General features: G+C 69.7%; 24 protein-coding genes. 12 read left to right on the top strand and 12 right to left on the bottom strand.

The genetic code is table 11. The features are described 5' to 3' along the window. Window positions 1-181: 181 nt before the first annotated feature. From ACQHIV_RS33945 to ACQHIV_RS33935, 3 genes are all read right to left on the bottom strand, one after another. A complete protein-coding gene (locus ACQHIV_RS33945) occupies window positions 182-994 on the bottom strand; it encodes an endonuclease/exonuclease/phosphatase family protein (RefSeq protein WP_427888217.1) in 813 nt (270 codons plus the stop codon). 63 nt (window positions 995-1,057) lie between these two features. Then, complete coding sequence (locus ACQHIV_RS33940; RefSeq protein ID WP_427888216.1) at window positions 1,058-2,128, bottom strand: WD40/YVTN/BNR-like repeat-containing protein; 1,071 nt, start codon at window positions 2,126-2,128, stop codon at window positions 1,058-1,060. 10 nt (window positions 2,129-2,138) lie between these two features. After that, window positions 2,139-2,981: a helix-turn-helix transcriptional regulator gene (locus ACQHIV_RS33935; RefSeq protein WP_427888215.1), complete on the bottom strand. Its 843-nt coding sequence runs from the start codon at window positions 2,979-2,981 to the stop codon at window positions 2,139-2,141. Window positions 2,982-3,080: 99 nt separating this feature from the next. Between ACQHIV_RS33935 and ACQHIV_RS33930 the strand changes: the two genes are divergently transcribed. After that, window positions 3,081-3,812, top strand: coding sequence for an SDR family oxidoreductase (locus tag ACQHIV_RS33930; protein ID WP_427888213.1), 732 nt, complete (start codon window positions 3,081-3,083; stop codon window positions 3,810-3,812). Here the strand turns inward: ACQHIV_RS33930 and ACQHIV_RS33925 are convergent. From ACQHIV_RS33925 to ACQHIV_RS33915, 3 genes are read right to left on the bottom strand one after another with little or no spacing between them, the layout of a single operon-like run. Then, window positions 3,801-4,100 (bottom strand): thiamine-binding protein, encoded by a 300-nt coding sequence (locus ACQHIV_RS33925; RefSeq protein ID WP_209692498.1) that lies wholly within the window; start codon window positions 4,098-4,100, stop codon window positions 3,801-3,803. The genes ACQHIV_RS33930 and ACQHIV_RS33925 overlap by 12 nt on opposite strands. Beyond that, window positions 4,097-5,641 carry an MDR family MFS transporter gene (locus ACQHIV_RS33920; protein WP_427888211.1) on the bottom strand — a complete coding sequence of 515 codons (1,545 nt, stop codon included), beginning with the start codon at window positions 5,639-5,641 and terminating at the stop codon, window positions 4,097-4,099. The genes ACQHIV_RS33925 and ACQHIV_RS33920 overlap by 4 nt, the downstream gene beginning before the upstream one ends. Then, window positions 5,638-6,258, bottom strand: a complete 621-nt coding sequence (locus ACQHIV_RS33915; protein WP_427888209.1) for a TetR family transcriptional regulator — start codon at window positions 6,256-6,258, stop codon at window positions 5,638-5,640. The genes ACQHIV_RS33920 and ACQHIV_RS33915 overlap by 4 nt, the downstream gene beginning before the upstream one ends. 122 nt (window positions 6,259-6,380) lie before the next feature. Between ACQHIV_RS33915 and ACQHIV_RS33910 the strand changes: the two genes are divergently transcribed. Continuing rightward, window positions 6,381-7,991: a GMC oxidoreductase gene (locus ACQHIV_RS33910; RefSeq protein WP_427888208.1), complete on the top strand. Its 1,611-nt coding sequence runs from the start codon at window positions 6,381-6,383 to the stop codon at window positions 7,989-7,991. A gap of 3 nt (window positions 7,992-7,994) precedes the next feature. On the opposite strand, the gene ACQHIV_RS33905 is transcribed toward ACQHIV_RS33910, so the two are convergent. From ACQHIV_RS33905 to ACQHIV_RS33885, 5 genes are all read right to left on the bottom strand, one after another. Next, window positions 7,995-8,669 (bottom strand): GntR family transcriptional regulator, encoded by a 675-nt coding sequence (locus ACQHIV_RS33905; RefSeq protein ID WP_427888206.1) that lies wholly within the window; start codon window positions 8,667-8,669, stop codon window positions 7,995-7,997. Between the two features lie 73 nt (window positions 8,670-8,742). After that, window positions 8,743-10,200: a chlorohydrolase family protein gene (locus ACQHIV_RS33900; RefSeq protein WP_427888204.1), complete on the bottom strand. Its 1,458-nt coding sequence runs from the start codon at window positions 10,198-10,200 to the stop codon at window positions 8,743-8,745. Between the two features lie 8 nt (window positions 10,201-10,208). Beyond that, window positions 10,209-11,435: an amidohydrolase family protein gene (locus tag ACQHIV_RS33895; protein ID WP_427888202.1), complete on the bottom strand. Its 1,227-nt coding sequence runs from the start codon at window positions 11,433-11,435 to the stop codon at window positions 10,209-10,211. Window positions 11,436-11,456: 21 nt separating this feature from the next. Next, complete coding sequence (locus ACQHIV_RS33890) at window positions 11,457-12,878, bottom strand: amidase (RefSeq protein ID WP_427888200.1); 1,422 nt, start codon at window positions 12,876-12,878, stop codon at window positions 11,457-11,459. Further along, window positions 12,875-13,963, bottom strand: coding sequence for a sugar phosphate isomerase/epimerase family protein (locus ACQHIV_RS33885; protein WP_427888198.1), 1,089 nt, complete (start codon window positions 13,961-13,963; stop codon window positions 12,875-12,877). The genes ACQHIV_RS33890 and ACQHIV_RS33885 overlap by 4 nt, the downstream gene beginning before the upstream one ends. A 100-nt stretch (window positions 13,964-14,063) precedes the next feature. Between ACQHIV_RS33885 and ACQHIV_RS33880 the strand changes: the two genes are divergently transcribed. The 10 genes from ACQHIV_RS33880 (at window position 14,064) to ACQHIV_RS33835 (ending at window position 25,194) form a co-directional block, all read left to right on the top strand. Continuing rightward, the gene (locus ACQHIV_RS33880; RefSeq protein WP_427888196.1) at window positions 14,064-15,050 is read left to right on the top strand and encodes a sugar phosphate isomerase/epimerase family protein; all 987 of its coding nucleotides are present in this window, start codon (window positions 14,064-14,066) and stop codon (window positions 15,048-15,050) included. A gap of 121 nt (window positions 15,051-15,171) precedes the next feature. Continuing rightward, a complete protein-coding gene (locus ACQHIV_RS33875; protein ID WP_427888194.1) occupies window positions 15,172-16,737 on the top strand; it encodes an ABC transporter substrate-binding protein in 1,566 nt (521 codons plus the stop codon). Then, window positions 16,734-17,780 (top strand): ABC transporter permease, encoded by a 1,047-nt coding sequence (locus ACQHIV_RS33870; protein ID WP_427888192.1) that lies wholly within the window; start codon window positions 16,734-16,736, stop codon window positions 17,778-17,780. The genes ACQHIV_RS33875 and ACQHIV_RS33870 overlap by 4 nt, the downstream gene beginning before the upstream one ends. Before the next feature lies 1 nt (window position 17,781). Continuing rightward, window positions 17,782-18,639, top strand: a complete 858-nt coding sequence (locus ACQHIV_RS33865) for an ABC transporter permease (protein ID WP_427888190.1) — start codon at window positions 17,782-17,784, stop codon at window positions 18,637-18,639. A 28-nt stretch (window positions 18,640-18,667) separates the two neighbouring features. After that, window positions 18,668-19,762 (top strand): sugar phosphate isomerase/epimerase family protein, encoded by a 1,095-nt coding sequence (locus tag ACQHIV_RS33860; RefSeq protein ID WP_427888188.1) that lies wholly within the window; start codon window positions 18,668-18,670, stop codon window positions 19,760-19,762. Window positions 19,763-19,771: 9 nt separating this feature from the next. Next, entirely contained in the window at window positions 19,772-21,052 is a 1,281-nt protein-coding gene (locus ACQHIV_RS33855) for a hypothetical protein (protein ID WP_427888186.1), read from the top strand. A 37-nt stretch (window positions 21,053-21,089) separates the two neighbouring features. Then, window positions 21,090-22,091 (top strand): ABC transporter ATP-binding protein, encoded by a 1,002-nt coding sequence (locus tag ACQHIV_RS33850; protein WP_427888184.1) that lies wholly within the window; start codon window positions 21,090-21,092, stop codon window positions 22,089-22,091. Then, a complete protein-coding gene (locus ACQHIV_RS33845; RefSeq protein ID WP_427888183.1) occupies window positions 22,088-22,900 on the top strand; it encodes an ATP-binding cassette domain-containing protein in 813 nt (270 codons plus the stop codon). The genes ACQHIV_RS33850 and ACQHIV_RS33845 overlap by 4 nt, the downstream gene beginning before the upstream one ends. A 1-nt stretch (window position 22,901) precedes the next feature. Beyond that, window positions 22,902-23,975 carry a sugar phosphate isomerase/epimerase family protein gene (locus tag ACQHIV_RS33840; RefSeq protein ID WP_427888181.1) on the top strand — a complete coding sequence of 358 codons (1,074 nt, stop codon included), beginning with the start codon at window positions 22,902-22,904 and terminating at the stop codon, window positions 23,973-23,975. 19 nt (window positions 23,976-23,994) lie between these two features. Continuing rightward, window positions 23,995-25,194 (top strand): M24 family metallopeptidase, encoded by a 1,200-nt coding sequence (locus ACQHIV_RS33835; protein WP_427888179.1) that lies wholly within the window; start codon window positions 23,995-23,997, stop codon window positions 25,192-25,194. Window positions 25,195-25,238: 44 nt separating this feature from the next. Here the strand turns inward: ACQHIV_RS33835 and ACQHIV_RS33830 are convergent, their stop codons facing one another. Beyond that, window positions 25,239-25,871, bottom strand: a complete 633-nt coding sequence (locus ACQHIV_RS33830) for a YczE/YyaS/YitT family protein (protein ID WP_427888177.1) — start codon at window positions 25,869-25,871, stop codon at window positions 25,239-25,241. Window positions 25,872-25,890 lie beyond the last annotated feature (19 nt).

Here is a 25,890-nt window from a genome sequence, read left to right as displayed (position 1 = left end):
GGACCACATACGCGACACTAGTTGCCTGCAGCCCCATTGGGAACAGCTTTCACACAAGTAACTTTGTTTCACCCGTGTGTCGACTTGACAAACTACAAGCTTGTAATTCCGCGAAGCTGCAGGTGGGCGCACGAAAACGCCCCTCCGGCCGGTGCCGGAGGGGCGTTTCGCGGAGCCGGATTCAGCTGAGGACGAACGCGGCGAGCACCGGCAGGTGATCCGACGCCGGCGTCACCGGTACGGCGGCCCGCACCGGCCGCAGGCCCGCGCTGTGCAGCTGGAAGTCGATCCGCTTGGTCGGGTTGTCCGCCTCGATCGTGTACCCGGGACCATCGCCGACCTGTGCCCAGGTGTCGTCGTACACGGCGGTCAGGGTCTTGACCTCGGGCGCCGTCGGGATCGCGTTCAGGTCCCCGACGAGCAGGGTCGGGGTCTTCGAACCGCTGAGCAGTTCGACCACCTTCTGTGCCTGCTCGAGCCGCTCGGCGTTGTTGTTGCTGGTCAGATGGGTGTTCGCGAACCGCAGTTTGGCACCGCGCACTGTGAGGTTCGCCACCGCGAGTCCGCGCTGTTCACCGGTCGGGTAGAGCGGCAACAGCGTGTTCCGGAAGTCCTGGATCGGGTACTTCGACAGGATCGCGGTCCCGTACTGGCGGCGCGGCTCGCCCGGGTTCTTCGGCGGCAGGTCGAGGTTGGCGGCGTACGCGTAGTGCATCTTCAGCCGCTGCGCGAACCACGCCGGCTGGTCGACCCAGTTGCTCCGGACGTCCCAGTGCCGGTCGACCTCCTGCAGCCCGATCACGTCGGCGTCGGACTGCTCGATCAGTACGGCGATCCGCTCGAGATCGAGGACGCCGTCGATCCCGGCGCCGTGGTGGATGTTGTAGGTCATCACGGTCAACGGCCGGCCCGGACGCCCCGCGTCGGGCTGAGCCGCGGCAACAGTAGGCACCACCATCAGGAACCCCACCAGAACGGTCAGCAATTTACGCATGCGCTCATCTTTCCGGAAAACCGGCGACACCCGCGCGACGAGTGGGTGTCGCCGGTCTGAACGTCAGCGCACCAGGCGGGCGACTGCGCCCTTGGCGCCGGAGGCCCAGCAGCCGGCGTTCACGCCGTGGCCGGCGCATTCGATGCTGTCGAAGCTGCCGTCGTAGAACTGGGTCCAGCTGCGGCCGCCGTCGAGGCTTACGTCGCTGCCGGAGGGGCCGACGGCGATGACCGTGAACGGCGACCACGGGACGAAGTGCGAGCCGCTGCGGTAGCCCTTCGGGGCCTTGTCCGCGGGGACCAGCTGCCAGGTGCGGCCGCCGTCGTACGTCACCGAGGCCGCATTCACCGCCTCGGTCGGCTTGGTGAAGTCACCGCCGACGGCAACTCCGAACAACGTGTTCCGAAACGCCAGGCTGAAGATTCCGGCCGCGGCCCCGCTCGCCATCGGCGAGTCCGCCACCGTCCACCGCCGCCCGCCGTCGACGGTCCGGAACACCCGCGGCCGGTCCCCGCCGCCGGTCGCGAACCACGCCGTACGCCCGGCGCCCGCGACCAGACAGGTACCGCTCGCGGCGAACCCGGCCTCGCCCGGCAGCGCCGCCGGCATCCCGTCGGTCGGCTGCACCTGCCACGACTTCCCGCCGTCCGCCGTCGCCGCGATCCGGAACTTCCCGTCCACCGGGTCGCTCATCGCCAGCCCGTGCTTGGCGTCGTTGAACGCGATGCAGTCGTAGAAAGCCTTCGGGTCGGTGTTCCGGAAAGTCTCCGACCAGGTCTTCCCGCCGTCGGCGGTGCGGTACACCCGCGAGTCCTCACCCTCGCCGATCGTCAACGCCACCGCGCGTTCCGCGTCGAACGCCTCGACGTCCCGGAACTGCAGCGCCTCGGCCCCGGCCGGGCTGACGTTCTGCCAGTGCTTCCCGCCGTCGACGGTCCGCAACACGGTCCCCGCCGTACCGCCGACCCAGGCGACGTCCTTACTGACCGCCGCCAGCCCACGGAACTGCGCCGTCGTCCCGGTCGGCGTCAGTTCCCACCGGTACGACGGCCCGCCGTGCGCCTGAGCCGGTACGACGTTACTCATCAACAACAGACCTCCTGCCGCGAGAGCGGCCACACGCAGGATTCTCATGCGCGGCAATCTAACCCGCGGTCAGCACCTGACTGCCCAGGACGCTCAGCAACTGCAGCTTCTCGGCGCTCTCGCTGCCCGGTTCGGCGGTGAAGACGATCAGGGTCTGCTGCTGGTCGCGGTTGTCGATGAGTTCGCAGTACAGCTCCAGCTCGCCGACCGAGTGGTGCCGGAAGCGCTTGGTCCGGCTGTGCGCGACGACCACCTCGTGCGCGTCCCAGATCTCCTGGAACTCCGGGCTGAGTTTCTGCAGCGCCCGGACGAGCGAGGCCGCGTACGACTTCGGCCCGTCGATGGTCGCGACCGTCCGCAGGTTCGAGACGAGGATCTTGCTGTGCGTCGACACCTCGGGCTCGGCGTACAGCGCGCGGGTCTCCGGATGTGCGAACCAGCGGTAGGCCTCGGCGCGCTCCATGCCCTGGAAATTCGTCAGCTCGCCCGCGAACGCGACGTGCGTCGGCGTCTGCGCGACCACCTCGCCGCACCGGTTCAGCAGCAGCGCGGGCGTGTCGTGCAGCCGGTCCAGGATCCGCAGCATGCCGGGATCGATGTGGCACGCCCGCGTCGTGCGCGGCGGCGTACCGTGGCCGGCGAGCAGGTACAGGTGGTCGCGCTCCTCGAGCGTCAGCCGCAGCGCCCGCGCGATCGCGCCGAGCATCTCCACCGACGGCTGCGGCCCGCGCCCGCCCTCGAGCCGGCTGTAGTAGTCGGCCGACATGGACGCCAGCGCGGCGACCTCCTCGCGCCGCAGACCCGGCGTACGGCGGCGGCGCCCGCGCGGCATGCCGACGTCTTCGGGCTGCAGGGCCTCGCGGCGCTTGCGCAGGAAGTCGGACAGCTCGGAGTACTCCATACGTCCAGTGTCCACGGGCCCCGGCCGTTATCCACTGCTTGCCGAGCAGAGGCTGACCTCAGCCTGGTTGCCGACGGCATCCAGTCACAGGCTGGAGCCATGAAAACGACCGGAAACACGATCTTCCTGACCGGCGGTACGTCGGGCATCGGCCTCGAGCTCGCCCGCCGTTTCCGCGACCTCGGCAACACCGTGATCATCAGCGGCCGCCGCAAGGACCTGCTCGAGAAGATCGCCGCCGAGGACCACATCGACGGCGTCGAGCTGGACGTCGCCGACCCCGCCTCGATCACCGCGGCCTACGAGACCGTCACGACGAAGTACCCGGACCTCAACGTGCTGATCACGATGGCCGGCATCATGCAGCCCGAGGACCTCCGCAGCCACGACCTGGCACTGTCCGAACAGATCATCACGATCAACCTGCTCGGCACCATCCGCACCGTCACAACCTTCACGCCCCACCTCCTCCAGCAACAGGACGGGGTGATCATGACGGTCTCCTCAGGTCTGGCATTCGTCCCCCTGGTCATGACGCCGACGTACTCAGCCACCAAGGCCGCCGTGCACAGCTACACCCAGAGCCTCCGCCACCAGCTCGACCTCCAGGTGATCGAACTGGTCCCGCCGGCGGTGCAGACCACGATGCTCAACCAGGAGAACGACCCGCACGCGATGCCACTGGCCGAGTACGCCGACGAGACCATCCAGCTGCTGCAGGACACCCCGGACGCCGAGGAGATCCTCGTCAACCGCGTCCGCTTCCTCCGCGACGCCGAGAAGGAGAACCGCTACGAGCAGGTCATCGGCGTCCTGAACTCAGTCGCCTAACGCCTGCTCGATCCGCTCCACCTTGGCGGTCAGCTGCCCCGTGTACCCCGGCCGGATGTCGGCCTTCAGCACCAGACTGACCCGGGGCGACACGGCGGCGACCGCGTCCACGGCCTGCTTCACGACCGCCATCACCTCGTCCCACTCGCCCTCGAGGTTGGTGAACATCGCGTTGGTCTCGTTGGGAAGACCGGAGGCGCGAACCACGCGGATGGCCTCGGCCACCGCCTCGCTCACGCCCCCGGTCTCGTCACCTGCCGCCGGACTGATACTGAATGCAACGATCATGCGTCCAGGATGTCAGGCTCCTCCTGTGCGCGGCGCTCGGCGCCGGAGGTGGTGAGGAGTGCCTTCTCCTTGATGAACAGGACCGCGATCAGGGCCAGGACCGCGAACGGCACCGACATCATGAACAGTTGCGCGGTCGCGTCGCCGTACGCGTTCTCGACGACGACCCGCACCTGCTCCGGCAGGTCCTTGATGTTCGGTACGGCGCTCCCGCCGCCGGACGAGGCGCCGCCCGGGTTCAGGGTCTGGGTGACCTTGTTCGCGAGGATCGCGCCGAGGACGCTGACGCCGATGGTGCCGCCCATGCTCCGGAAGAAGCTGACCGCCGACGTCGCCGCGCCGAGCTCCCGGGCCGGTACGTCGTTCTGCGCCGCGAGCACCAGGTTCTGCATCACCAGGCCGATGCCGACGCCGAGCACCAGCATGAAGCCCCACAGCATCCACTTCGACGTCTGCGCGTCGATCGTGCCGAACAGCCCGAGCCCGATCGGCAGCAGCACGCTGCCGACGACCAGGTAGATCTTCCAGCGGCCGTACTTCGTGATCAGTGCACCGGCGATCGTGGACGCGGTCATCATGCCGAGGATCATCGGCAGGCTCATCAGCCCGGCCTTGGTCGGCGTGTACCCCTGGGCGATCTGGAAGTACTGCGCGAGGAACACCGACCCGGCGAACATCGCGACACCGACCAGCGCGCTGGCGATGATCGCCAGCGTCACGGTGCGGTTCCGGAACAGGTCCATCGGGATGATCGGCTCCGGGTGCCGGCGCTCGACCAGTACGGCGGCCAGCAGCAGCACCGCGGCGGCCCCGACCAGCGCGAAGCTCCAGCCGGAGACCCAGTCGAACTTGTTGCCGGCGAACGACGACCAGACCAGCAGCGTGCTGACGCCACCCATGATCAGCACCGCGCCCCACCAGTCGATCTTGACGTCGCGTCTGACCGTCGGCAGGTTCAGCGTGCGCTGCAGCAGGATCATCGCGGCGATCACGAACGGCACGCCGATCAGGAAGCAGGCCCGCCAGCCGAGCGGCGAGTCGACCAGGAAGCCGCCGAGCAGCGGGCCGCCGACGGTCGCGGACGCGAAGATCGCGCCGAACACACCGGAGTACCGGCCGAGCTCGCGCGGCGGGATGATCGCGGCCATCACGATCTGCACCAGCGCGGTCAGGCCGCCGCCGCCGAGGCCCTGGAGGACCCGGCTGCCGAGCAGCACCTCGATGTTCGGCGCGAACCCGGCGACCAGCGAGCCGATCACGAAGAAGCTCAGCGACAGCTGGATCAGCAGCTTGTTGTTGTAGAGGTCGGCGAGCTTGCCCCACAGCGGCACGGTGGCCGTCATGGTCAGCAGCTCGAGCGTGACGACCCAGGTGTACGACGACTGGCTCGCACCCAGGTCGTGGATGATTCTCGGCAGCGCGGTGGACACCACGGTGCCGGCGAGGATCGCGACGAACAGACCCATCATCAGGCCGGACATGGCCTGGATCGTCTGCCGCGGGGTGAGTGTGGCGGTGACCTCACCCGAGGTCGTCGTCATGAGTTGCCTTTCTTCTGGTCCGTGCCGAAGGCGGTGTCGATGCCTTGGGCAAGTAGCTGGAACGCTTCGTCGAGCAGTTCGGTGACCGGGCGGTCCGGAGCGGTCTTGTGCAGCTCCATCGCCACCCGGCAGGCGGTGCCGGCGGTGCTGACGATCAGCCCGGGCAGGACAGCCCCGGCCGGTTCGCCCATCCGCTCGGTGAGCGCGGCGGTCAGCTGCCGCTCGTCGTCGATGCTCGTCAACATCAACTGGTAGAACAGGGTCGGCGTCCGCATGATCAGCTCGCCCCGCCGGGACAGCTGGCCGTCGCTCTCCAGGTCACGCAGTACGTCGTGCACGATCAACCACATCGTGGTCAGCGGCGACTCGCCCGGCGGCGCGGTCCGGATCCGCTCGAGCGCGCGCTCGAGGTGCTCCGGGTTGCGCGCGAGGATCGCGTGCTCCTTGTGCGGGAAGTAGTTGAAGAAGGTCCGCACCGACACGTCGGCCGCCTCGGCGATCTCCTCGACCGTGACGTGCTCCGCGCCCTTGTCCAGCGCGAGCCGCAACGCGGCCTCGGCCAGCGCCGCCCGCGTCTGGAGCTTCTTGCGCTCCCGCAACCCACCCTCTGCCCCCACCACACCAGGCTAGGCAGAATCTTGCACTCACTGCAAACAATTAACCGTGCAACTTTGCACCGCTGCAGCTGCGACACGCGAACCCACGCCATCAACGTGATCGGCCAGCTACCGTGCGTCAGGTGATTTCCGAGAATCTTCCGTCCGCAATGACTCGCCGCCGGTTCGCCGGCCTGACCGCCCTGACCGCCGCGGCCGCCACCGGCCTGACCCGGATCGGCCCGGCCGCCGCCACGCCGTACACCACCGCGCTCGTCGTCGGTACCGGCTACGGCGCCGCGGTCACCGCACTCCGGCTCGGGGAGGCCGGGGTCCCGACCACGATGATCGAGATGGGGCAGCAGTGGAACATCCCCGGTCCGGACGGGAAGGTGTTCTGCTCGACGCTGAACCCGGACCGCCGGTCGATGTGGTTCCACCGCCGGACCGAGGCCCCGCTCGACACGTTCCTCTGGCTGGACGTGGTCAACCGCGACCTCGGTACGCCGTACGCCGGTGTGCTGGACCGGATCGACTACCCGAACATGGACGTGTACGTCGGCCGTGGGGTCGGCGGCGGCTCGCTCGTCAACGGCGGCATGGCTCCGACACCGCAGCGCGCGTACTTCGAGAAGGTGCTGCCGAACGTCGACGCGGACGCCATGTACGGGCGGTACTTCCCGCTCGCCCGGCGGATGCTCGGCGTGAACACGATCGACCCGCGGTACCTGGAGCGGAGCCCGGTGTACCAGTACGCGCGGGTGTCCCGGAAGCTCGCGCACCAGGCCGGCTTCCGGACCGCCGTCGTACCGAACGTGTACGACTTCGCGTACCTCGAGCAGGAGGAGCGGAACGCCGTACCGCGGTCGGCGCTGGCGGGTGAGGTGATCTACGGGAACAACCACGGCAAGAAGTCGCTCGACAAGACCTACCTCGCCGACGCGCTCGGGACCGGGAACGTGACGATCCGGACGCTCACCCGGGTGACCACGATCCACCGGCAGGGCGCCGGCTACCTGGTCGGGCTCGAGCAGATCGACGCGACCGGCACGGTGCTGAGGCGCAGCGAGCTCGCCTGCCGGTACCTGTTCCTCGGCGCCGGCAGCGTCGGCACCACCGAACTGTTGCTCAGGGCAAGGGAAACCGGAACGCTGCCGGACCTCCCGGACGCGATCGGCACCGGCTGGGGCGGCAACGGCAACGTGATGACCGCGCGGGCCAACCAGCTGTGGGACCCGACCGGCGCGCTGCAGTCCACGATCCCGACGCTCGCGATCGACAACTGGGACGACCCGGTGCACCCGGCGTTCGCCGAGATCGCGCCGCTCCCGGTCGGCCTCGAGACCTGGGCAAGCCTGTACCTCGCGATCACGGTCAACCCCGAGCGCGGCCGGTTCACGTACAACCACAGCACCGACCGCGCCGACCTGCACTGGTCGGCCGGGCAGAGCGCGCCGTCGATCCGGTCGGCGAAGGCGCTCTTCGACCGGATCAACCGCGCGGCCGGTACGACGTACCGCTACGACCTGTTCGCCGGCAACCGGGCGTTCGCCGCGGACTTCTGCTACCACCCGCTGGGCGGCTGCCTCCTCGGCGAGGCGACCGACCCCTACGGCCGGGTCGCCCCGAACCTCTACGTCACCGACGGCTCGCTGATCCCGGGCTCACTCGGCGTCAACCCGTTCGTCACGATCACCGCCCTCGCCGAACGCAACATCGCCCGGGTGCTCGCGACCGATGTGAAGGGGAGCTGAGGATCAGTTCCGCGGCAGGCGGTCGGTGAGGGCGGTGAGGGACGGGGCGCGGCCGAGTTCGATGTGGGCGTAGGCGAGTGCCTCGGCGAGGGGGGCGTTGCCGGCTTCGATGGCGGCGCAGAGTTCGTGGTGCTCGCGGCACTGGACGGCCGGGTCGCGGTCGCTGGTGAGCGCGAACAGCCAGCGGATCCGGCCGACCAGCGGTGCCATCGTCTCGCCGAGCAGCCGGTTGCCGGACAGTGTGACGATCTCGAGGTGCAGCGCGGTGTTCGTCTCCCGGATCGCCTGCACGTCACCGGCGCGGGTCACCTCGTCGGCGGTCGCCATCAGCTCGCGCAGCCGATCGGTCGACGCACCGGCCCGGACCCGCTCGGCCGCCAGCCGGGTGGCCAGGCCCTCCAGGCTCAGCCGTACGTCGAACAGCTCGTCGATGTCCTCCAGCGTCAGCTGCCGGACCACCGCACCACGCCGGGGCTGGGTGACCACGAGGCCTTCGGACTCGAGCTGCGCGATCGCCTCCCGGACCGGGACGCGGGACACCTCCAGCTCGGCGGACAGCTCGCGTTCGCGCATCCGGCTGCCGATCGGGTACCGGCCGCCGATGATCCCCTCGCGGAGCGCCAGGTACGCGCGATCCGCCATCGAGAGGTCCTCGCCGTCGGGGGCGGGCGCCATCATCAGGACCTGCTCCCTCCGGTCGGCCGCTCGGTGAAGCTGGCATCGTACTGCGCGGTCACCGCCCGTGCCCGGATCAGTCCACGGCCGGGAACGTCGGCGGAAACAACTCGTCGGCCGTCCGCCGCCGGTGGTCGCGCTCGGAGTACGCCGCCTTCAGCTTCCCGAACAGCTCCTGCCCACGCCGCCGTACCGCGGCCAGGTCCACGCCGGGCAGCTCACCATTCCGTACGACGGTCCGCCCGGCGACCACCGAGTGCCGCAGCTGCCGCGCCGTACCGGACAGCAGCAACGTCCGGACCGGGTCGTCGACCGCGCCGTCACGGAGGTCGTCGAGCGCGAACGCGACCAGGTCCGCCTGCGCGCCCGCCTCGATCCGGCCGAGGTCCGCGCGGCCGAGCGCCTTCGCACCGCCGAGCGTGGCGGCCTCGACGTACCGCTCGGCCGGCGCCGCGTCGGCCCGTCCTTCGAGCAGCTTGGCCAGCTGTACGCCGGTGTCCATCCCGCGGATCAGGTCCGGCGGGAACGAGTCGGTGCCCAGGGCAACGTTGACGCCGGCCTCGACGTACGCCGGCAACGACCGCAGCGCCGAGCCGTACCGGAACGAGGTCAACGGGCAGTGGACGATCGACACCCCCGCGGCCGCGAGCCGGGCGAGGTCGCCGTGGTCGGCGCCGAGCACCCGCCGGTCGATGTAGATCCCGTGCGGGATCAGGGTCCGCGGCCCGATCAGCCCGCTCCGGTCGAGCAGCTCCAGCGGCGTACAGCCGTACAGCTCGCCGATCACCTGCCGCTCCGCAAGCCCTTGCAGGGCGTGGATCCGGACTCGTACGTCGCGCCGCGCGGACAGCTCGGCCACCGCCCGGAGGAGGTCCGGCGTCAGTGTCTCGACCCGGCACGGCAGCAGTACGCCGGTGATCAGCGGATCCTGCTGCGCCTCCGCCCAGTCCAGGAACGCGGCGGCCTGCCGCAGTCCCCGCTCACCCTGTTCCTCGTCGAACAGCACGGCCCGCGACCCGTCCGCGCGGACCACGTTCACCCCGGATCGGAACGACGGCCCGAGGTACCCGCGCAACCCGATCCGCCGCCCGGCCTCGGCCACCGCCACGAAGTCGTCGCAGGTCTCCGCCCAGCCGCTGTGCGTCTCCGCGGCGATCGGCATGTACGTCGTGACGCCGTGCAAGGCGAGCTGGATCAGCGCGTACTCGCGGACGGCGGCCCGCTCCTCGGCCGTGAACACGTCGTGCCGGCGGTTCCGGAAGTAGTCCTCGGACCACTGCAGACCGGTCGCGTTCCCGGGCGAGGCCCACGAGTCGAGCTGCAGATGGTCGACGTCGCACAGGGCGTCCAGGTCGATCAGCCCCGGCATCACCAGCGCCTCGCCCGCGTCGATCAGCTCGTCGACCGGGCCCGGGTCGCCGGTGCCGACGTACGTGATGCGGTCGCCTTCGTACACCACGTGCGCGTCCCGCAGCAGCACGTGCCGACCGTTGCGATGGGCAAGAACATAGCGGGCGGAAAGTCTTGTAATCACACGTTTTCCTAGCGCAGCGCGAGGCCGTCGGCGACGACCTTGCCGGCGTGGATGACGGTCCGGTCCGTACTGCGGTCCATCACCGCGGACGTCGGCGTCTCGCCGTCCACCAGCACCAGATCCGCCACGTCACCGGCCGCGACGCCGGGCCGGTCCGCCACCCCCTGGAGCCGCCGCGACGACGGATCGAGAACGCTGGCACCACCAACGGTCGCGACCGCCAGGCAGTGCTCGATCAGCTCGTCCTGCCGGTACCCGTTCGTGAACGCGAGCTGCCACGTCCGGTCGAGCATGTCGCAGTTCCCGTACGGCGACCAGTAGTCGCGCTGCCCGTCCTCGCCGAGCCCGAACCGTACGCCGGCCTCGGTCAGCGCGGTCAGCGGCAGCTGCCCCGACGCCGACGGCGCGATCGACGCCATCGACACGTCCAGCTCCGCGAACTCGTCGATCAGCCGCCGCGTGGTCGCCTCGTTCACGCTGCCGAGCTGGTACGCGTGCGACAACGTCACCTTGCCCCGCATCCCGAGCGCCCGCGTCCGCTCCAGAATGAGGTCGGTGCTGAACACGCCGAGCTCCCCCGGCTCGTGCAGGTGGACGTCCACCGCGACCTGGTACTTCTCGGCCAGTCCGAAAACGATGTCCAGGTGCCGCACCGGATCGCGATCGAGCATGCACGGGTCGATCCCGCCGACCACGGACGCGCCCGCCTTCAGCGCCTCCTCGATCAGCTCGGCCGAGCCCTCCTCCCGCAGCAGCCCCGCCTGCGGAAACGCGATGATCTCCACGTCGGCGGCGTCCTTGAAGTACTCCTTCGCGGCCAGCACCGCCTCGAACCGTTCGAGCCCGCAGTCCACGTCGATCTGCGCGTAGCTCCGCACCCGCGTGGTTCCGCGGGCGATCATCGCCCCGAGCGTGTTCCGCACCCGCTCGGTGATCGACGCCTCCGCCGTACGCCAGTTGTTGCGGTCGTTCAGCATCATCCCCCACACCCCCGGCGCCCCGGTGTGCGCCCGGAACGGCAGCCCGATCCGCGTCGAGTCCAGATGCACATGCACGTCCGAGAACGACGGCACCAGCAGCCGTCCGCGACCGTCGACCACGTCACCGTCGACGGCCCGCGTCGCGTCGTACGGCAGCACCTCGGCGATCTTCGCGTCGCGCAGGACGACGTCGCTCGGTGGGCCGCCCCACGGCCGGACGTTTCGGACGGTCAGGGTTCCTTCAAGAGCACGCATCCACCTGGTATACCAGATGGCTCAGATCGGCGCACCTGTGTGTCCGGCCGCCGCGAGATAGGCCGCTGCGGCGGAGAGAACGGTCTCGTCACCCAGGTGCCGGCCGATCAGCTGCAGGCCGACTGGTAGACCAGACTCGGTCAGGCCGCACGGGATCGAGGCGGCCGGCTGACCGGTCAGGTTGGCGATCGCGGCGAACGGGGTCCAGCCGTCCAGGCCGACCGGGCGGCCGTCGATCACCGGTACGCCATCCTGGCCGGCCGGGAACGCGGGCACCGCCGTTGTCGGCGTGATCAGCAGGTCGTACCCGGACATCAGGCCGGCCATCAACCGGCAGATCTCCTTGCGCCGGTTCAGCGCGTCGGTGAACTCGGTCGCCGTCCAGTCCCGCGCCAGGATCGCCGTCAACCCGGGCGACGACCCGGGCACCAACGGCCGCGGCAACCGCCGCATCCCGGTCAGGTCGGTGTCCAGGGCAACGATCGCAGTGTGGACGGCGGACGTGTCCGGCCATGGCGCGGCGAACTCCGTCACTCGGCAGCGGAGGTCGTCCTCGAACACGTGCGCGGCGGCCCGCACCAGACGGCGTACCTCCGGGTCGACCGCGGCGTACCCCCAGTCCTCGGTGAAGCCAACCCGCAGGCCGGGCGTCGGACGGTCGAGGCAGCCGCGCCAGTCGACGTCGGCCGTCGGGATCGAGTGCCGGTCGCGCGGGTCCGGGCCGGCGATCACCGACAGCAGCAGCGCCGCGTCGGACACCGTGCGCGCCAGCGGGCCGATGTGTTCGAGACTCTCCCAGCTCGACATCCCGGGCTCGCGGTCGTCGCGGCAGCCCGGGTACAGCGGCACCCGGCCCATCGAGGCCTTCACCCCGACCACCCCGCAGAACGCGGACGGGATCCGGATCGAGCCCCCGCCGTCGCTGCCGAGTGCGACCGGCGCGGCGCCGACCGCGACGGCCGCGGCGGATCCGGCGCTGGAGCCGCCCGACGTCAACGACGGGTTCCACGGGTTCCGCGTCGCCGGGTGGACCGGGTTGTGGCCGACACCGCCGTACCCGAGCTCCGAGACGTTGGTCTTGCCGATCACGATCGCGTCGGCCGCGCGCAGCCGCTCGACGCAGACGTCGTCCTCGGCCGAGACGTGGTCGCGGTACGCCAGGCTGCCGCCGGTCGTCCGCAGGCCCGCGGCCGGGATCAGGTCCTTGACCGCGATCGGTACGCCGGCCAGCGGACCGAGCGGCGTACCCGAGACCAGCTTGCGGGTCAGTCGTTCGGCGGCGGCCAGCGCACCGTCGGCGTCGAGCAGGCAGTACGCGTGCAGCACCGGATCGGTCGCGGCGATCCGGTCCAGGAAGCTCTCCACGACCTCGGTCGGCGACACCTCCCGGCGGTTGACCGCGCCGGCGATCTCGGCCGCGGCCGATCGCCAGAGCTCGGTCACGCGGCGTCCGCGAGGACCTGCCGGATGTGCCGGGCGCTGACCTGGATCGCCTCCACCGCCTCGTCGTACCCGAACTTGGCCTCGGCGATCTCCCGCACGGTCGGCTCCTGGCCGGAGTCGATCCGGGCGGTGAAGTCCTGGGCCAGCGCGAGGTACGCCGAGAACTCGCCGACGGTCAGGTCCGGGTGCCCGGCCTGCCACTCGGGGTCGTACACCTCGACCAGCGTGCCGTAGACGTTCGGCCGCTTCTCGGTCTTGAACGTCGGATAGGTCTTCTGCCCCTCGACGTCCGGCTGCCGGCACTCGATGGTCAGGTGCACCTTCGGGTTCGCCGCCGCGACGATCGGCAGGATCGCACCGAAGTCGACCACGCCGTCGCCGACGGGCCGGCTCTGCATGATCACCCCGCCCTCGGCGAGCACCAGCGCCGCGTCCTTCAGATGCGTCTGCCGGACGTACGGCGCGACCCGGCGCGCGACCGCGACCGGATCCTCGGCCCGGTGCAGGCCGTTCGACGTGTCGTAGACGATGCCGAGCACGTCCGGCCCGACCGCCTCGACCAGCCGGACGACCTCGTGGCTGGTGATCTCCTCGTGGGTCTCCAGGTTGACGTGGACATCGTTGTCAAGGGCAACCGGACGGAGCTTGCGCAGGAACGCCGCGGTCGCCTCCAGCTGCCGCCGCCACGGTGCGTCGGTGCGGAACCTGTCGTAGCTGCGGAACCCCGGGTACGGCTGCCGGTTCGCGGTCGCGGCCCACAGCTCGCGGACGCCGATCCGCGCGCACGCGGCGATCATCCGCTCGAACCCGAGCAACGTGTCGCCGTCCCCGACCCGGCGCAGCTCCGGCGCCTCGGGCATCGCGTACGGATTCACCTTGCCGAGGCCGGCTTCGAGGTACAGTCCGAGTTCGTCCGCGCGGCTCCGGACGTCCCGCAGTACGCCGCTGTCGAGCGTCGGCGTGATGTCCAGGACGCTGCGGAAGAACACCCCGTCGAGGCCGAGCTCGTGGGCGTGGTCGAGGGTCCCGACCGGGCCGCGGGCGGTCGCCTCGGGGATCTTCCGGCCGTCGATTCCAACCTTCACGAGGCCCTCCTTCAACGCCGATAATTGGGATACGGTATACGCGTTTCCCGAGGCCGGTGTCAAGGGTCCGGCCCTTGTCCACAAGGAGGTTCGACCGATCATGAGCACACTTCCGTTCGGCGCCGGCGCCCGCTGGGTGCTACCGAGTCCCGCCCCGATCACCGACGTCGTCGAGGCGGTCGCCGACCTCGGCCTGGCGGGTGTCCTGACCCCGTCGGTCTTCGACTTGACCGATACCCTCGACACCCGGCTGCTGGCCGAACTCGCCGACGCCGCCAAGTCCCGCGGCGTCCGGCTCGCGGCCGGCGTCCCGTATCTGCACCCCTTCCGGCTGGACCAGGACAAGCACTTGATGCAGGCGGGCGACGGCGACCCGGTGGCCGGCGTACGACGGGCCCTCGAAGCCGTGCAGCCGCTCGGCGGCCGCGACGTCCCGTTCGTCCTCGGGTACGTCGAGGACCGGTTCAGCACCGTGGTGCCGTGGGAGGACCAGCTCCGGCTGTCGACCCAACTGCTCGGCAAGCTCGCGCCGGTACTGCGCGACCTCGGGCTCCGGCTGTGCATCAAGACGCACGAGGAGATCACCACGTTCGAGATCGTCCGGATGATCGAGGCGGTCGGCGACGACGTACTGAGCGTCGGCTTCGACCCGGTGAACGTGTACCTGCGGATGGAGGACCCGCTGCTCGCCCTCGACCGGGTCGCGCCGTACGTCGGGCACGTGTACGTCGACGACGCGACCTTTGTCAGTACAGGAAAATCGCTTGCGCGACGGTTGTGCCCACTCGGCAACGGATTGCTGGACTGGTCCGCAATCCTTGCCAGGCTTGCGGATTCGGCCCCCGAGCTGTGGATCGACCTGCACAAGGGCCAGTACGGGATCAACCCCTACGACAGCGCGTGGACCACGGCTCACCCGGACCTCGGCCTGTACGAGTACGGACGCGTGGTGGACGCGGCAGCCACCGCGGCGCGGTCGTTCACGGCCGCCGAGGCAGAGAGCCTGACCGCGGCGCAGACCGACGTGCACAGCCGGTTCCTCCCGGCCGTCCGAACAATGTCGGGTTACTCCTTGACTTGGCGCTGAAATGCGTCACATGCTTGGGATACCGAATACCTAAATGGCTCGCGGTCCACCGTCTTCGCGGCCGTCGTTCTGCCGGCACTTCCCTCGTCAGAATCCACGCAGAAATGGGGTGTATCCCCGCATGTCCACGTTTCGCCGACGCACCCGCGTCCTGACCTGTCTGGCCGCGGTCTCGGCGGTCGGTCTGCTTCCGGCGTGCGCCGCGAGCCAGGACCAGGCCGCCGCCAAGGGCCAGGGCGGGTCGAAGGAGATCGACGTCGCGTACTCGCAGCCGTTGAACACCCTCGACCCGATCCGGGCCGACCAGAACCAAACCAACACCATCGACGACACCGTGTACGACACGTTGCTCGCCTACGACACCGACTCCAAGCTGGTGCCGAGTGTCGCGAAGGAGTTCGCGCTCGCCAAGGACGCGACGTCGATCAGCCTGACGCTGCGCGACGACGTCAAGTTCCACGACGGCTCGACGCTGACCGCCGACGACGTCCAGTACACCCTCGACCGCTACAAGCGGGTCGGCCAAGGCATCGCCTCGGCACTCGACGTGTACAAGTCGACCACGGTCAAGGACCCGACACACCTGACCATCAACCTGACCGAGCCGAACTCGCGGTTCGTCAGCTGGCTGTCGAAGTTCTACCTGCTGGAGAAGAAGCTGGTCAGCCGCAACGCCGGCAACGACGACGGCCAGACCTGGCTGCACTCGCACGACGCCGGCTCCGGCCCGTTCGCGATCGACCAGGGCAAGGACCCGGTGAAGGTCACCCGGTTCGACAAGTACTGGCAGTACGACGCGAGCCGGCCGACCGCCATCGTGTTCAAGCAGATCGCCGAGAGCCCGACCAAGCGCGACGAGCTCAAGGCCGGCAACCTCGACGTCGCGCTGACCCTGCAGGCGCCCGACGCGAAGGCGCTGGAGACCGCCGACGGGGTCAAGGTCGACTACCTGAACGTGCCGAACACGGCGTACATGTTCATGAACGCCGCGCAGGGCCCGACCGCGAATCCCGTGGTCCGCAAGGCCCTCGCGCTCGCGTACAACTACTCGGCCGGGCTGTCCGAGATCCGCGCCGGCAAGGGCAAGATCGAGAACGGGCCGCTGCCGCAGACGATGTCGTGCCTGGTGGAGTCGCCGCAGTTCTCGCAGAACCTCGACCAGGCGAAGACCCTGCTCCAGCAGGCCGGGATCAGCAACCTCAAGCTGGTACTGCGGTTCCAGCCGTCGATCACCGACATGGTGCGGGAGTCGACGCTGTTCCAGTCGGACCTGCGCAAGATCGGGGTCGACCTGCAGCTGCAGCCGATCGCGTTCCCGGACTACCTGTCCTCGCTGAGCAGCGTCAAGACGATCCCCGAGCTGACGTTGGTGCAGGACACCGCGCCGTCCCCGGACGCCGGTGTGTACCTGGCGAAGTCGTACGACTCGCACGCGATCGGCACGACCAACCGGGCCGGTTACAAGAACGCGAAGGTCGACGCGCTGCTCAAGCAGGCCGACGCGACGAGTGACGAGAACGCCCGCTGCGCGCTCTACAAGCAGATCCAGACCCAGATCAACACCGACGTACCGGCGATCGACATGTACACGCTGAGCGCTCCGGTCGCGTACCGGTCCGATCTCACCGGCATCGTCGCCAGCCAGACCGTGTACCCGGTGTCCCTGCGGGGGGTGCGAGTGGGATGAGCAAACCCAGTGCCGTCAGAGGCAGCCTGTGGTTCCTGACCCGCCGGATCGGCGCGTCGGCGGTGACCGTCTTCGTCCTGGTGATCGTCGTGTTCCTGATGATCAAGGCGATCCCGGGCGACGAGGCGAAGGTGGCCGCCGGTGAGTCGGCGTCGCCCGAGCAGGTCGCGGCCGTCCGCCACCAACTGGGCCTCGACAAGCCGGTGATCGGCCAGCTGCTGGTGTTCGTCGAACACCTGCTGCACGGTGACCTCGGGACGTCGATCGCCACCCACACGACCGTCGCCAGCGGCGTCGCCGCGGCCCTGCCGCCGACCCTGGAACTGGTCGTCCTGGCGATGCTCCTGATGGTGCTGTTCGCGTTCCCGGCGGCGGTCGTCTCGGCCGCCCACCGGGACCGCCCCCGGGACCTGGTCACCCGGTTCTCGGTGCTCACGCTGGCCGCGATCCCGACGTTCTGGCTGGCCCTCGAGCTGCAGAACGTACTCGCCGCCAAGTGGCACGTGTTCCCGATCTCCGGTGTGCTGTCGCGCGGCATCGCGGTGCCGCAGCGGACCGGGTCGGTGATGCTGGACTCGTTGCTGGCGGGCAACTTCGCGGCGTTCTCGAACGCGTTCCAGCACTTCCTGCTGCCGGCGTTCGTGCTGATGATCCCGTTCGCCAGTTCGCTCTACCGGGCCTTCCGGGCCGAGCTGATCTCGGTGTTCGCCCGCGACCACATCACGGTGGCGCGGGCCAAGGGCCTGCCGCGCCGGCTGCTGATCCGGCAGCACGTGGTGCCGAACGCGCTCGGGCCGGCGCTGACCATCCTCGGCATCGAGTTCGGCTACATGATCGGCGCCGCCGTCCTGGTCGAGGCGATCTTCGGCATCAACGGCGTCGGTTCGTACATGACGACCGCGGTGGCCAACAAGGACACGTTCGCGGTGCTCGGCTGCGTGCTGGTGATCGGCGTGATCGTCGTCCTCACCAACCTCGTGGTCGACATCCTGCAACTGCTCCGCGACCCGCGCATCCGGGCGTCCCAGACAGGAGTCTCCTGACATGACGACAGTGGCAACAGCCGGCTGGGTGCGTACCCGCCGCCGTCAGATCGCCAAGCACCCCAAGGTCGCGCTGGTCATCTACGCAGTACTGTTCCTGATCCTGCTCACCGTGATCTTCGGCCCGCTGGTCGCGCCGGCCTCGGTGAACACCTCCAACATCCTCGAGGCGCTCCAACCGCCGAGCGCACAGCACTGGCTCGGCACCGACCAGCAAGGACGTGACGTGCTCTGGCGGGTGGTCGTCGGCGCCCGCGCCTCGGTCGCGTCCGCCGTACTGATCGTGATCGGCTTCTCGCTGATCGGCGTGCTGGTCGCGACGCTCGCGACCGCGTTCGGCCGGGCGGTCGACGAGGTGGTCATGCGGGTCGTCGACAGCGTGATGTCGATCCCGCCGATCATCTTCGCGCTCGGCGTCGCGGCGGCCCTCGGCCCGAGCCTGAAGTCCGCGATCATCGCCCAGACGCTGACCGGCTGGCCGTACACCGCCCGGCTGCTGCGCGGGATCATGCGGCAGACCGCGGCGTCGGACTTCGTCGAAGGCGCCCGGCTGCTCGGTTCGTCCCGGTTCCGCGTGATGGCCCGGCACGTACTGCCGAACTCGCTCGACGTGATGGTGGTCAAGTGGGCCGGCGACATGGGCAACACGATCCTGGTGCTCGGCGCACTGTCCTTCGTCGGTGTCGGCGCGCAGCCGCCCAGCGCCGAGTGGGGCGCCGCGATCACCGCGGCGAAGGGCGATCTCTCGGTCGCCTGGTGGCCGGCCCTCGCCCCCGGGGTGGCGATCGCCGTCACCGCGATCGCGTTCGGGCTGCTCGGCGACTCGCTGCAGCGGCACTTCAACGCGGACCTCGTTTAAGACAACGGACTACAGGAGCCAGCAGACCATGCGACTTGGCATCGACGGCAAGAAGATCCCCGAGGCGGACAAACGCGGACCGATCGGCAGCCTGCAGCACGCGGCCGAACTCGGCATGGACGGGATCTTCTTCCGGACCGTGCTCGACCTCAGCCCCGACCTGGACCCCGGCCTGCTGGCCGAGATCCGGCAGCAGGCCGACCGGGCGGACCTCTACCTGGAGACCGGCCTGGGCAAGGTGAACCCGTTCGCGAACCCCGAGACGCCCGAACTACGGGCCCTCGGCAACGGTGACATCGTGCTCGGGTTCCGCCGGATGATGGAGGCCTGCGCGGCGATCGGCTGCACCGAACTCTGGGTCGGTACGGCGAACTACAAGCGCGCGTACCGCGGCAAGCTCGCCTACGACCGGTTCCGCACCGACGTGTCGTGGACGGAGCAGCTCAAGGCGACCGCGGACTTCCTGAAGATCCTGGCGCCGATCGCGATCGACCTCGGCCTGCACCTGAACGTCGAGACGCACGAGGAGATCACCTCGTTCGAGGTGGTCCGGCTGGTCGAGACGGTCGGGCCGGAAGCGGTCGGCATCACGTTCGACACCGGCAACGTGCTGCAGCGGATCGAGCACCCGGTCCGGGCCGCCGAGCGGGTCGCGCCGTACGTCCGGCAGACGCACGTCAAGGACGCGGCGCTGGTGCACGTGCCGGGCGGCATCGGCTACCAGATGCGGCCGGTCGGCACCGGCGCGATCGACTTCGCGTCGATCCTGCCGATCCTGAACGCCGCGAACCCGAACCTGAACCTGACGCTGGAGACCGACCGCTCGCACGCGGACAACCCACCCGGTACGCCGGAGCTCAACATGCTGATCGAGCTCGACGACCAGGGTTTCCTCGACGGGCACCCGGACCTGACCGTCAGCGAACTGTCCGAGTACCTGCGGATGGTCCGCGACTACGAGCGGCGGGTCCGCGACGGCGAGGTGCCGACGCTGGACGAGTACCGGGCCCAGCCGTACGGGTTCGACGAGGCGATCGTGTTCATCAACCGGTCCCGCGACCACGTCCGCTCGTTGTGTGCCGCACAGGGCATCCCGCTCACGCCGACCACCGCCGCGCTCTGAGGAGAACTGATGATCAACCCGGACAAGGAGTTCCGCGTCGAGGGCAGTCACTGGGTCAGCCCGGTCAACTTCGACGCCGAGGTGACCGGCGACTTCGACTTCCCGAAGCCGCTCGGCCTGATCGACAGCACGCTGCGGAAGATCCGCTACACCGCCGGCGCCACCACGTCCGTCGACGGCTTCCTCCGGGTCGCGGCCGCGCTGGAGCAGGCCGGGATCAAGGACGAGAGCCTGAACCTGGACTGGTGGGGCGACCCGCAACCGAACCGGCGTGAGCTCGAACTGGTCCGGGAGATCCTGGCCGGCGGGTTCGCGTTCACCACCAACGTGTACGCCGACCGGCTGCTCGGCCAGGGCGAACCCGAACCCGAGATCGACCCGCGCGCCGTCGTCGACCTGCTGGCCGGACTCGGCGCGACAGTGATTGCCCCAGGCATCGTTCAGGCACCGTCGGCGGAGGCCGAGGCACGGCAGTTCGAGCAGCTCGAGAACACGTTGTCCTACGCCACCGAATGCGGTCTCGGCTACACGATCACGCTCGCGCAGTGCGGCCGCCGCGACTGGGACGCGCTGCTCCGCGCGGCGAACGTCGCGGTCGAGCTCGGCGCCCGGCGGCTGGACCTGATGGACTCGACCAGCAGCCTCTCGCCCGAGGCGATGAAGGTGTTCGTCCGCCGCTTCAAGGCGGGCCTGAAGTCCCAGGTGCCGTTGACGATGCACGTCCACGACGACTTCGGCCTCGGTACGGCGGGCGCGATCGCCGCCGCCATCGCCGGCGCCGGCCCGGACGTGTCGGTCAACGGTACGTCGTACCGCTGCGGCTTCCCGCCCCTGGAAGAGGTCGCGACGTCGCTCGAGGTGCTGTACGGCGTGGACACCGGCATCGAGCTCGACCAGCTGCAGGGGTTGTCGGAGCTGGTCGCGTACGAGACCGGCGTACCGCTGCCTCAGCTCAAACCGATCAGCGGGACGTACGCGTACCTGAAGCACACGCCCGGCGACGTGCTGGCCTGTCTGCGCGACGGCGCCAACGCTTTCCCGCCGATCTCGGGCTGCCTGCACGCCAGTGTCACCGGCGCCGAGGTGAAGTGGGTGTGGGACAGCCTCAACACCCGGGCCATGGTCCGGCAGCTCGGTGTCCTGCTCGGCACCGAGCTGAAGCCCGATCAGGTCGACGACGTGCTGGAGGCCCTGGACCGGGCCGTCAACGCGAAGTCGACGTACCCGCGCTGGCTGGAACGGGACGAGGTCGAGACGATCTTCGCCGCCGTGGTCAGCGGCCAGCTCTAGCCCGCCGAAAGCCGAGACCATGAATGCGACAACGTCTATGACACGCAAGGCGCCCGCGGATACGCCGGAGACGAACGGCACGGTGCTGTCGATCAAGGACCTGACCATCGACGCCGGCCCGCTGGACGAGCCGCTGCGGCTGGTCGACGGGTTCAGCCTCGAGGTCGGCGCCGGCGAACGGGTCGCGCTGGTCGGCGAGTCCGGCTCCGGCAAGTCCGTCACGGCCCGGGCCGTACTGCGGCTCGACCCCGGGTTCCGGCTGAACGGCTCGATCCGGCTGGCCGGGCAGGAGGTCCTGCAGCTCAAGCCCAACGAGCTGACCCGGATCCGCGGCCGCAAGGTCGGCATGGTCTTCCAGGACCCGCTGAGCTCGCTGAACCCGTTGATGACGATCGGCGCGCAGGTGATGGAGCCGCTGCTGATCAACGGAGTCGGCAAGAAGGAGGCGCAGCGGCGCGCCGAGTCCGTGCTGGACGAGCTGGGCGTGGTGAACGCCGCGCAGCGGATGAAGGCCTACCCGCACGAGTTCTCCGGCGGTATGCGCCAGCGCGTCGTCCTGGCGATGGCACTGATCGCGGACCCGGCGCTGCTGATCGCGGACGAGCCGACCACGGCGCTCGACGTACGGGTCCAGGAGCAGGTGCTGTCGCTGCTCGACCGGGTGTCGTGCGACCGCGGTCTCGCCGTCCTGCTGATCACGCACGACCTCGGCACGGTCGCGGGCTTCGCGAACCGGGTCGCGGTGATGTACGCAGGCCGCAAGGTGCAGGAGGACTCCGTCGACCGGCTGTTCGGCGACCCGGCGCACCCGTACACCCGCGGGCTGCTGGACGCCGTACCGCGGATGGACCGGGTGGTGCACCGGCTGACCACGATCCCGGGCGCGCCGCCGCACCCGGGCGCCCGACCGGCCGGGTGCGCGTTCCACCCGCGCTGCCCGAAGGCCATGGACAAGTGCAAGGTCGACATCCCGGTACTGGCGCCCGCGCCGGCCGGCGGACTGGTCGCCTGCCACCTGTACGACGGAGAACTGTCATGAGCGACCTCGAACTCGTCAACGTCTGCAAGACCTACCAGGCCGTCGGCCGGGAGCCGGTGAAGGCGCTCGACAACGTGTCGCTGACCGTCCCGGGCGGCACGATCAGCGGCCTGGTCGGCGAGTCGGGTTCCGGCAAGACGACGTTCATCCGCTGCGTGATGGGCATCGAGAAGCCCGACTCGGGGTCGATCAGGTACGACGGCATCGACCTGACGAAACCGACGCGCGCGCAGCAGCGCCGGATCCACCGCGAGATCCAGCTCGTGTTCCAGGACCCGACCGCGAGCCTGAACCCGCGGATGACGGCGTACCAGCTGATCTCCGAAGGCCTCGTGATCCACAACCTGGCCCGCACCGAGGCGGAGAAGAAATCGAAGGTGATCGAGCTGCTGGAGATGGTCGGGCTCGGGGAGCGCGACCTGGACCGGCGTCCGAAGTCGTTCTCCGGTGGCCAGCGGCAACGCATCGCGATCGCCCGCGCCCTCGCGGTCAGCCCGAAGCTGCTGGTCTGCGACGAGCCGGTGTCGGCGCTCGACGTGTCGGTCCAGGCCCAGGTGCTGAACGTCCTGCACGACATGCAGGAGGAGCTCGGGCTGACCATCCTGTTCATCGCCCACGACCTCGCCGTGGTCCGGCAGATCTGCTCGACCGTCGCGGTGATCAAGACCGGGCAGATCGTCGAGCGCGGGCCGTCCGAGCAGGTGCTCGCGGCGCCCGAACACGAGTACACGAAGGCTCTGGTCGCGGCGATCCCGATCCCGGATCCGGTGGTCGCGCGGCAGCGGGCCGCGGAGCGGGTGGCCGGTTGAGATGACCGTTGGCCTCGACGCGCGCCACTTCCCGCCGCAGATCACCCGGCGAGGGCCGCATGCTGTCCTCGACCACGCCGCCGCGCTCGGCGCCGGCGGCGTGTTCTTCCGGACACTCTTCGACATCAGCCCGGCGCTCGACCCAGGCCTGCTCCGGGAGGTCCGCTCGCACGCGGACGCGACCGGCCTGTACCTGGAGGGCGGGCTCGGCAAGGTCAACCCGTTCGCCGCCGCGGAAACCCCGGAACTACGGGCCTTCGGCAACGGTGACGTCGTACTCGGGATCCGCCGTACGGTCGAGGCGGCCGCGGCGATCGGGCTCACCGACCTGTGGGCCGGGACCGCGAACTACAAGCCGCAGTACGCCGGGATCCTCGGGTTCGACCGGTTCCGCACCGATGTCGCGTGGAGCCGGCAGCTGTCCGCGATCTCCGGATTCCTGACCAGGCTGTCCCCGATCGTGCGCGACCTCGGCGTGCACCTGAACCTGGAGACGCACGAGGAGATCACCTCGTTCGAGCTGGTCCGGATCGTCGAGGAGGTCGGCCCGGACGTGGTCGGCATCGTGTACGACACCGCGAACATGCTGCACCGCGCAGAGCACCCGCTGCACACCGCGCGCCGGGTCGCGCCGTACGTCCGGCAGACCCATCTCAAGGACGCCGCGCTGCGCTGGGTGCCCGACGGTGTCGAGTACCAGCTGCGGCCGTGCGGCGCGGGCGTGGTCGACTTCGCCACGATCGTGCCGCTGCTGCTCGAGCACAACCCCGACCTGCGGCTGACGCTGGAGTGCGACGACGTACGGCGTCCCGGCGAGCCACCGATGTCGATGCTGACCGAGCTCTCGAATCCCCTGTATTTCCACGGACATCCGGACCTCGGCGTGACCGAGTTCCGGGCCTACTCGCGGCTCGTCGACGCGCACGAGGACCGGGTCCGGCGCGGCGAGGTCGAGAGCTTCGAGGAGCACTCGCGCCGCCCGTTCGGGCTCGAGCAGTGGAACTCCGTGGCGATCGCGAGTGCGGCGTACATCGCCGTCGTCGAGGCGTCGGCCGAGCTTGCCCACGCCGGATAACTGAGAGGAGCAGACACCGATGAACCGAGAGATTCCCGTGGACGTGCTGCGCAAGCGGCTGGACCGGGTGCGCGCGTGGATGGCCGAGCAGGACACCGACGTCCTGATCGGGTACGGCGCGCCGGGCTGGATGGGCTCGCGGACCCTCACCGCGGGGTACGTGCGCTACCTGACCGGTTGGACGTCCTCCGGCCTGCCGGCGATGGTCGTACTGCCCCGCGAGGGCACCGCGTCGATCATCACGATGGGCCCGCACGACACCCGCGCGTTCGAGCTCCGGTCGAGCTGGTTCGGCGACGTCGAGCGTGCGGGCGCGGCCACCGGCTGGGGGAAGACCGTTGCGGAACACGTTCGCCGGCTCGCCCCGGGCCGGGTCGCGACGTTCGGCTTCGGCGAGGTCCCGTACCCGCTGGCCGTCGACCTGTACGCCGCCCTCGACGGGCACCCGCTGGTCGACGCCGAGCCCGCGCTGGACGCGCTCCGCCTGGTCCGGGACCCGGAAGAGATCGAGATGCACCGGATCGGCGCCGGCATCTCGGACGCGATGATCCAGGCCGCGATGGAGGGCGCGGTCGCCGACGGGATGACCGGCGACCGGCTGATGGCGACCATCGAGAACACCGGCCGGCTGCTCGGCGCCGGCACGCCGGGCACCTGGCTCACGCTGGACGAGCACCCGGTGACGACGTACATGGAGGCGATGGAGATCGCCAAGCCGGTCGGCCCGAACGACCGGGTCCAGCTCGGCACCAACCTGAGCTACCAGGGGTACTTCGCGCAGGGCCTGCGGATCGGCGTCCGGGGCAAGCCGTCGGCCAAGCTCCGCGAGTACGCCGAGCACCTGATCGAGATCCAGGACGCCGGGCTGGCGGCGATGGTGCCGGGCGCGAAGCTGCACACGGTCAGCGACGCGATCGAGAGCGGGATCGACAAGTTCTGCCCGTACGAGCGGGACAAGGATCCGTTCCGGTTCCAGTCCTGCCACGGCCTCGGGCTGAACTACGTCGAGCCCGGGATGGCCCGCGACCTGAACGCCCGCCGGGACAGGTCCCGCGACGGCGACGACGGCGTGACGATCGTCGAGGGCATGGTGATCGAGGTGCACCCGAACTTCACCACCCCCGAGGTCGGCCACGTCTGCGCCGGCGACATGGCCCTGGTCACCAGCACAGGTGCGGAATGGCTGACGAAGTTCCCCCGCGGCCTGTTCCAGCTCTGAGCGCACCGCGACGCGGCCCGGGAGCACCCGGGCCGCGTTGGTGTTCAGGCGGCTTCCGGGCAGGGTTCGGGGCGCGGTACGACGGCCTTCGCGCGGGAGAAGTACGGCAGCGCGACGTGCACGATCATCCCGATGCTGAGCGCGAACACGAACGTGCCGGCGCCGAGGTTGCCGCCGAGGAGCGCGCCGGCCGTCACCACCGCGATCTCGATGCAGGTCCGGACCAGGCGGACCGATCCGCCGGTCAGCCGGACCAGCCCGGTCATCAGCCCGTCCCGTGGCCCGGATCCCAGCCGGGAGCCGATGTACGCCGCCGTACCGATGCCGTTCAGGACCACGCCGACGACGAGGAAGAGGCCGGCGGCCACCGGTCCGTGCGGTGCGGGCAGCACCCGGGTGAAGAAGTCCAGGCCGAACCCGGTCAGCGCGACGTTGGTGACCGTGCCGAGGCCCGGGCGTTCCCGCATCGGGATCCAGAGCAGCAGCACCACGCCGCCGATGATCATCGACCACTGGCCGATGGTCAGCCCGAACTGGTGCAGCATGCCCTGTGCGAGGACGTCCCACGGGATCACCCCGAGGTGCGCCTTGATGATCATCACCTCGCCCAGCGCCAGCACGGTGAGCCCGGCCAGCAGTTGGGCGATCCGGCCGGTGCGACGTTCCAGATAATTCATTCTGTTTCCCAAGCTGGAG

Origin of the sequence: Kribbella polygonati, assembly GCF_050320105.1 — a bacterium.
GTDB lineage: Bacteria > Actinomycetota > Actinomycetes > Propionibacteriales > Kribbellaceae > Kribbella.
This window is presented reverse-complemented; position numbering and strand designations above follow the sequence as displayed.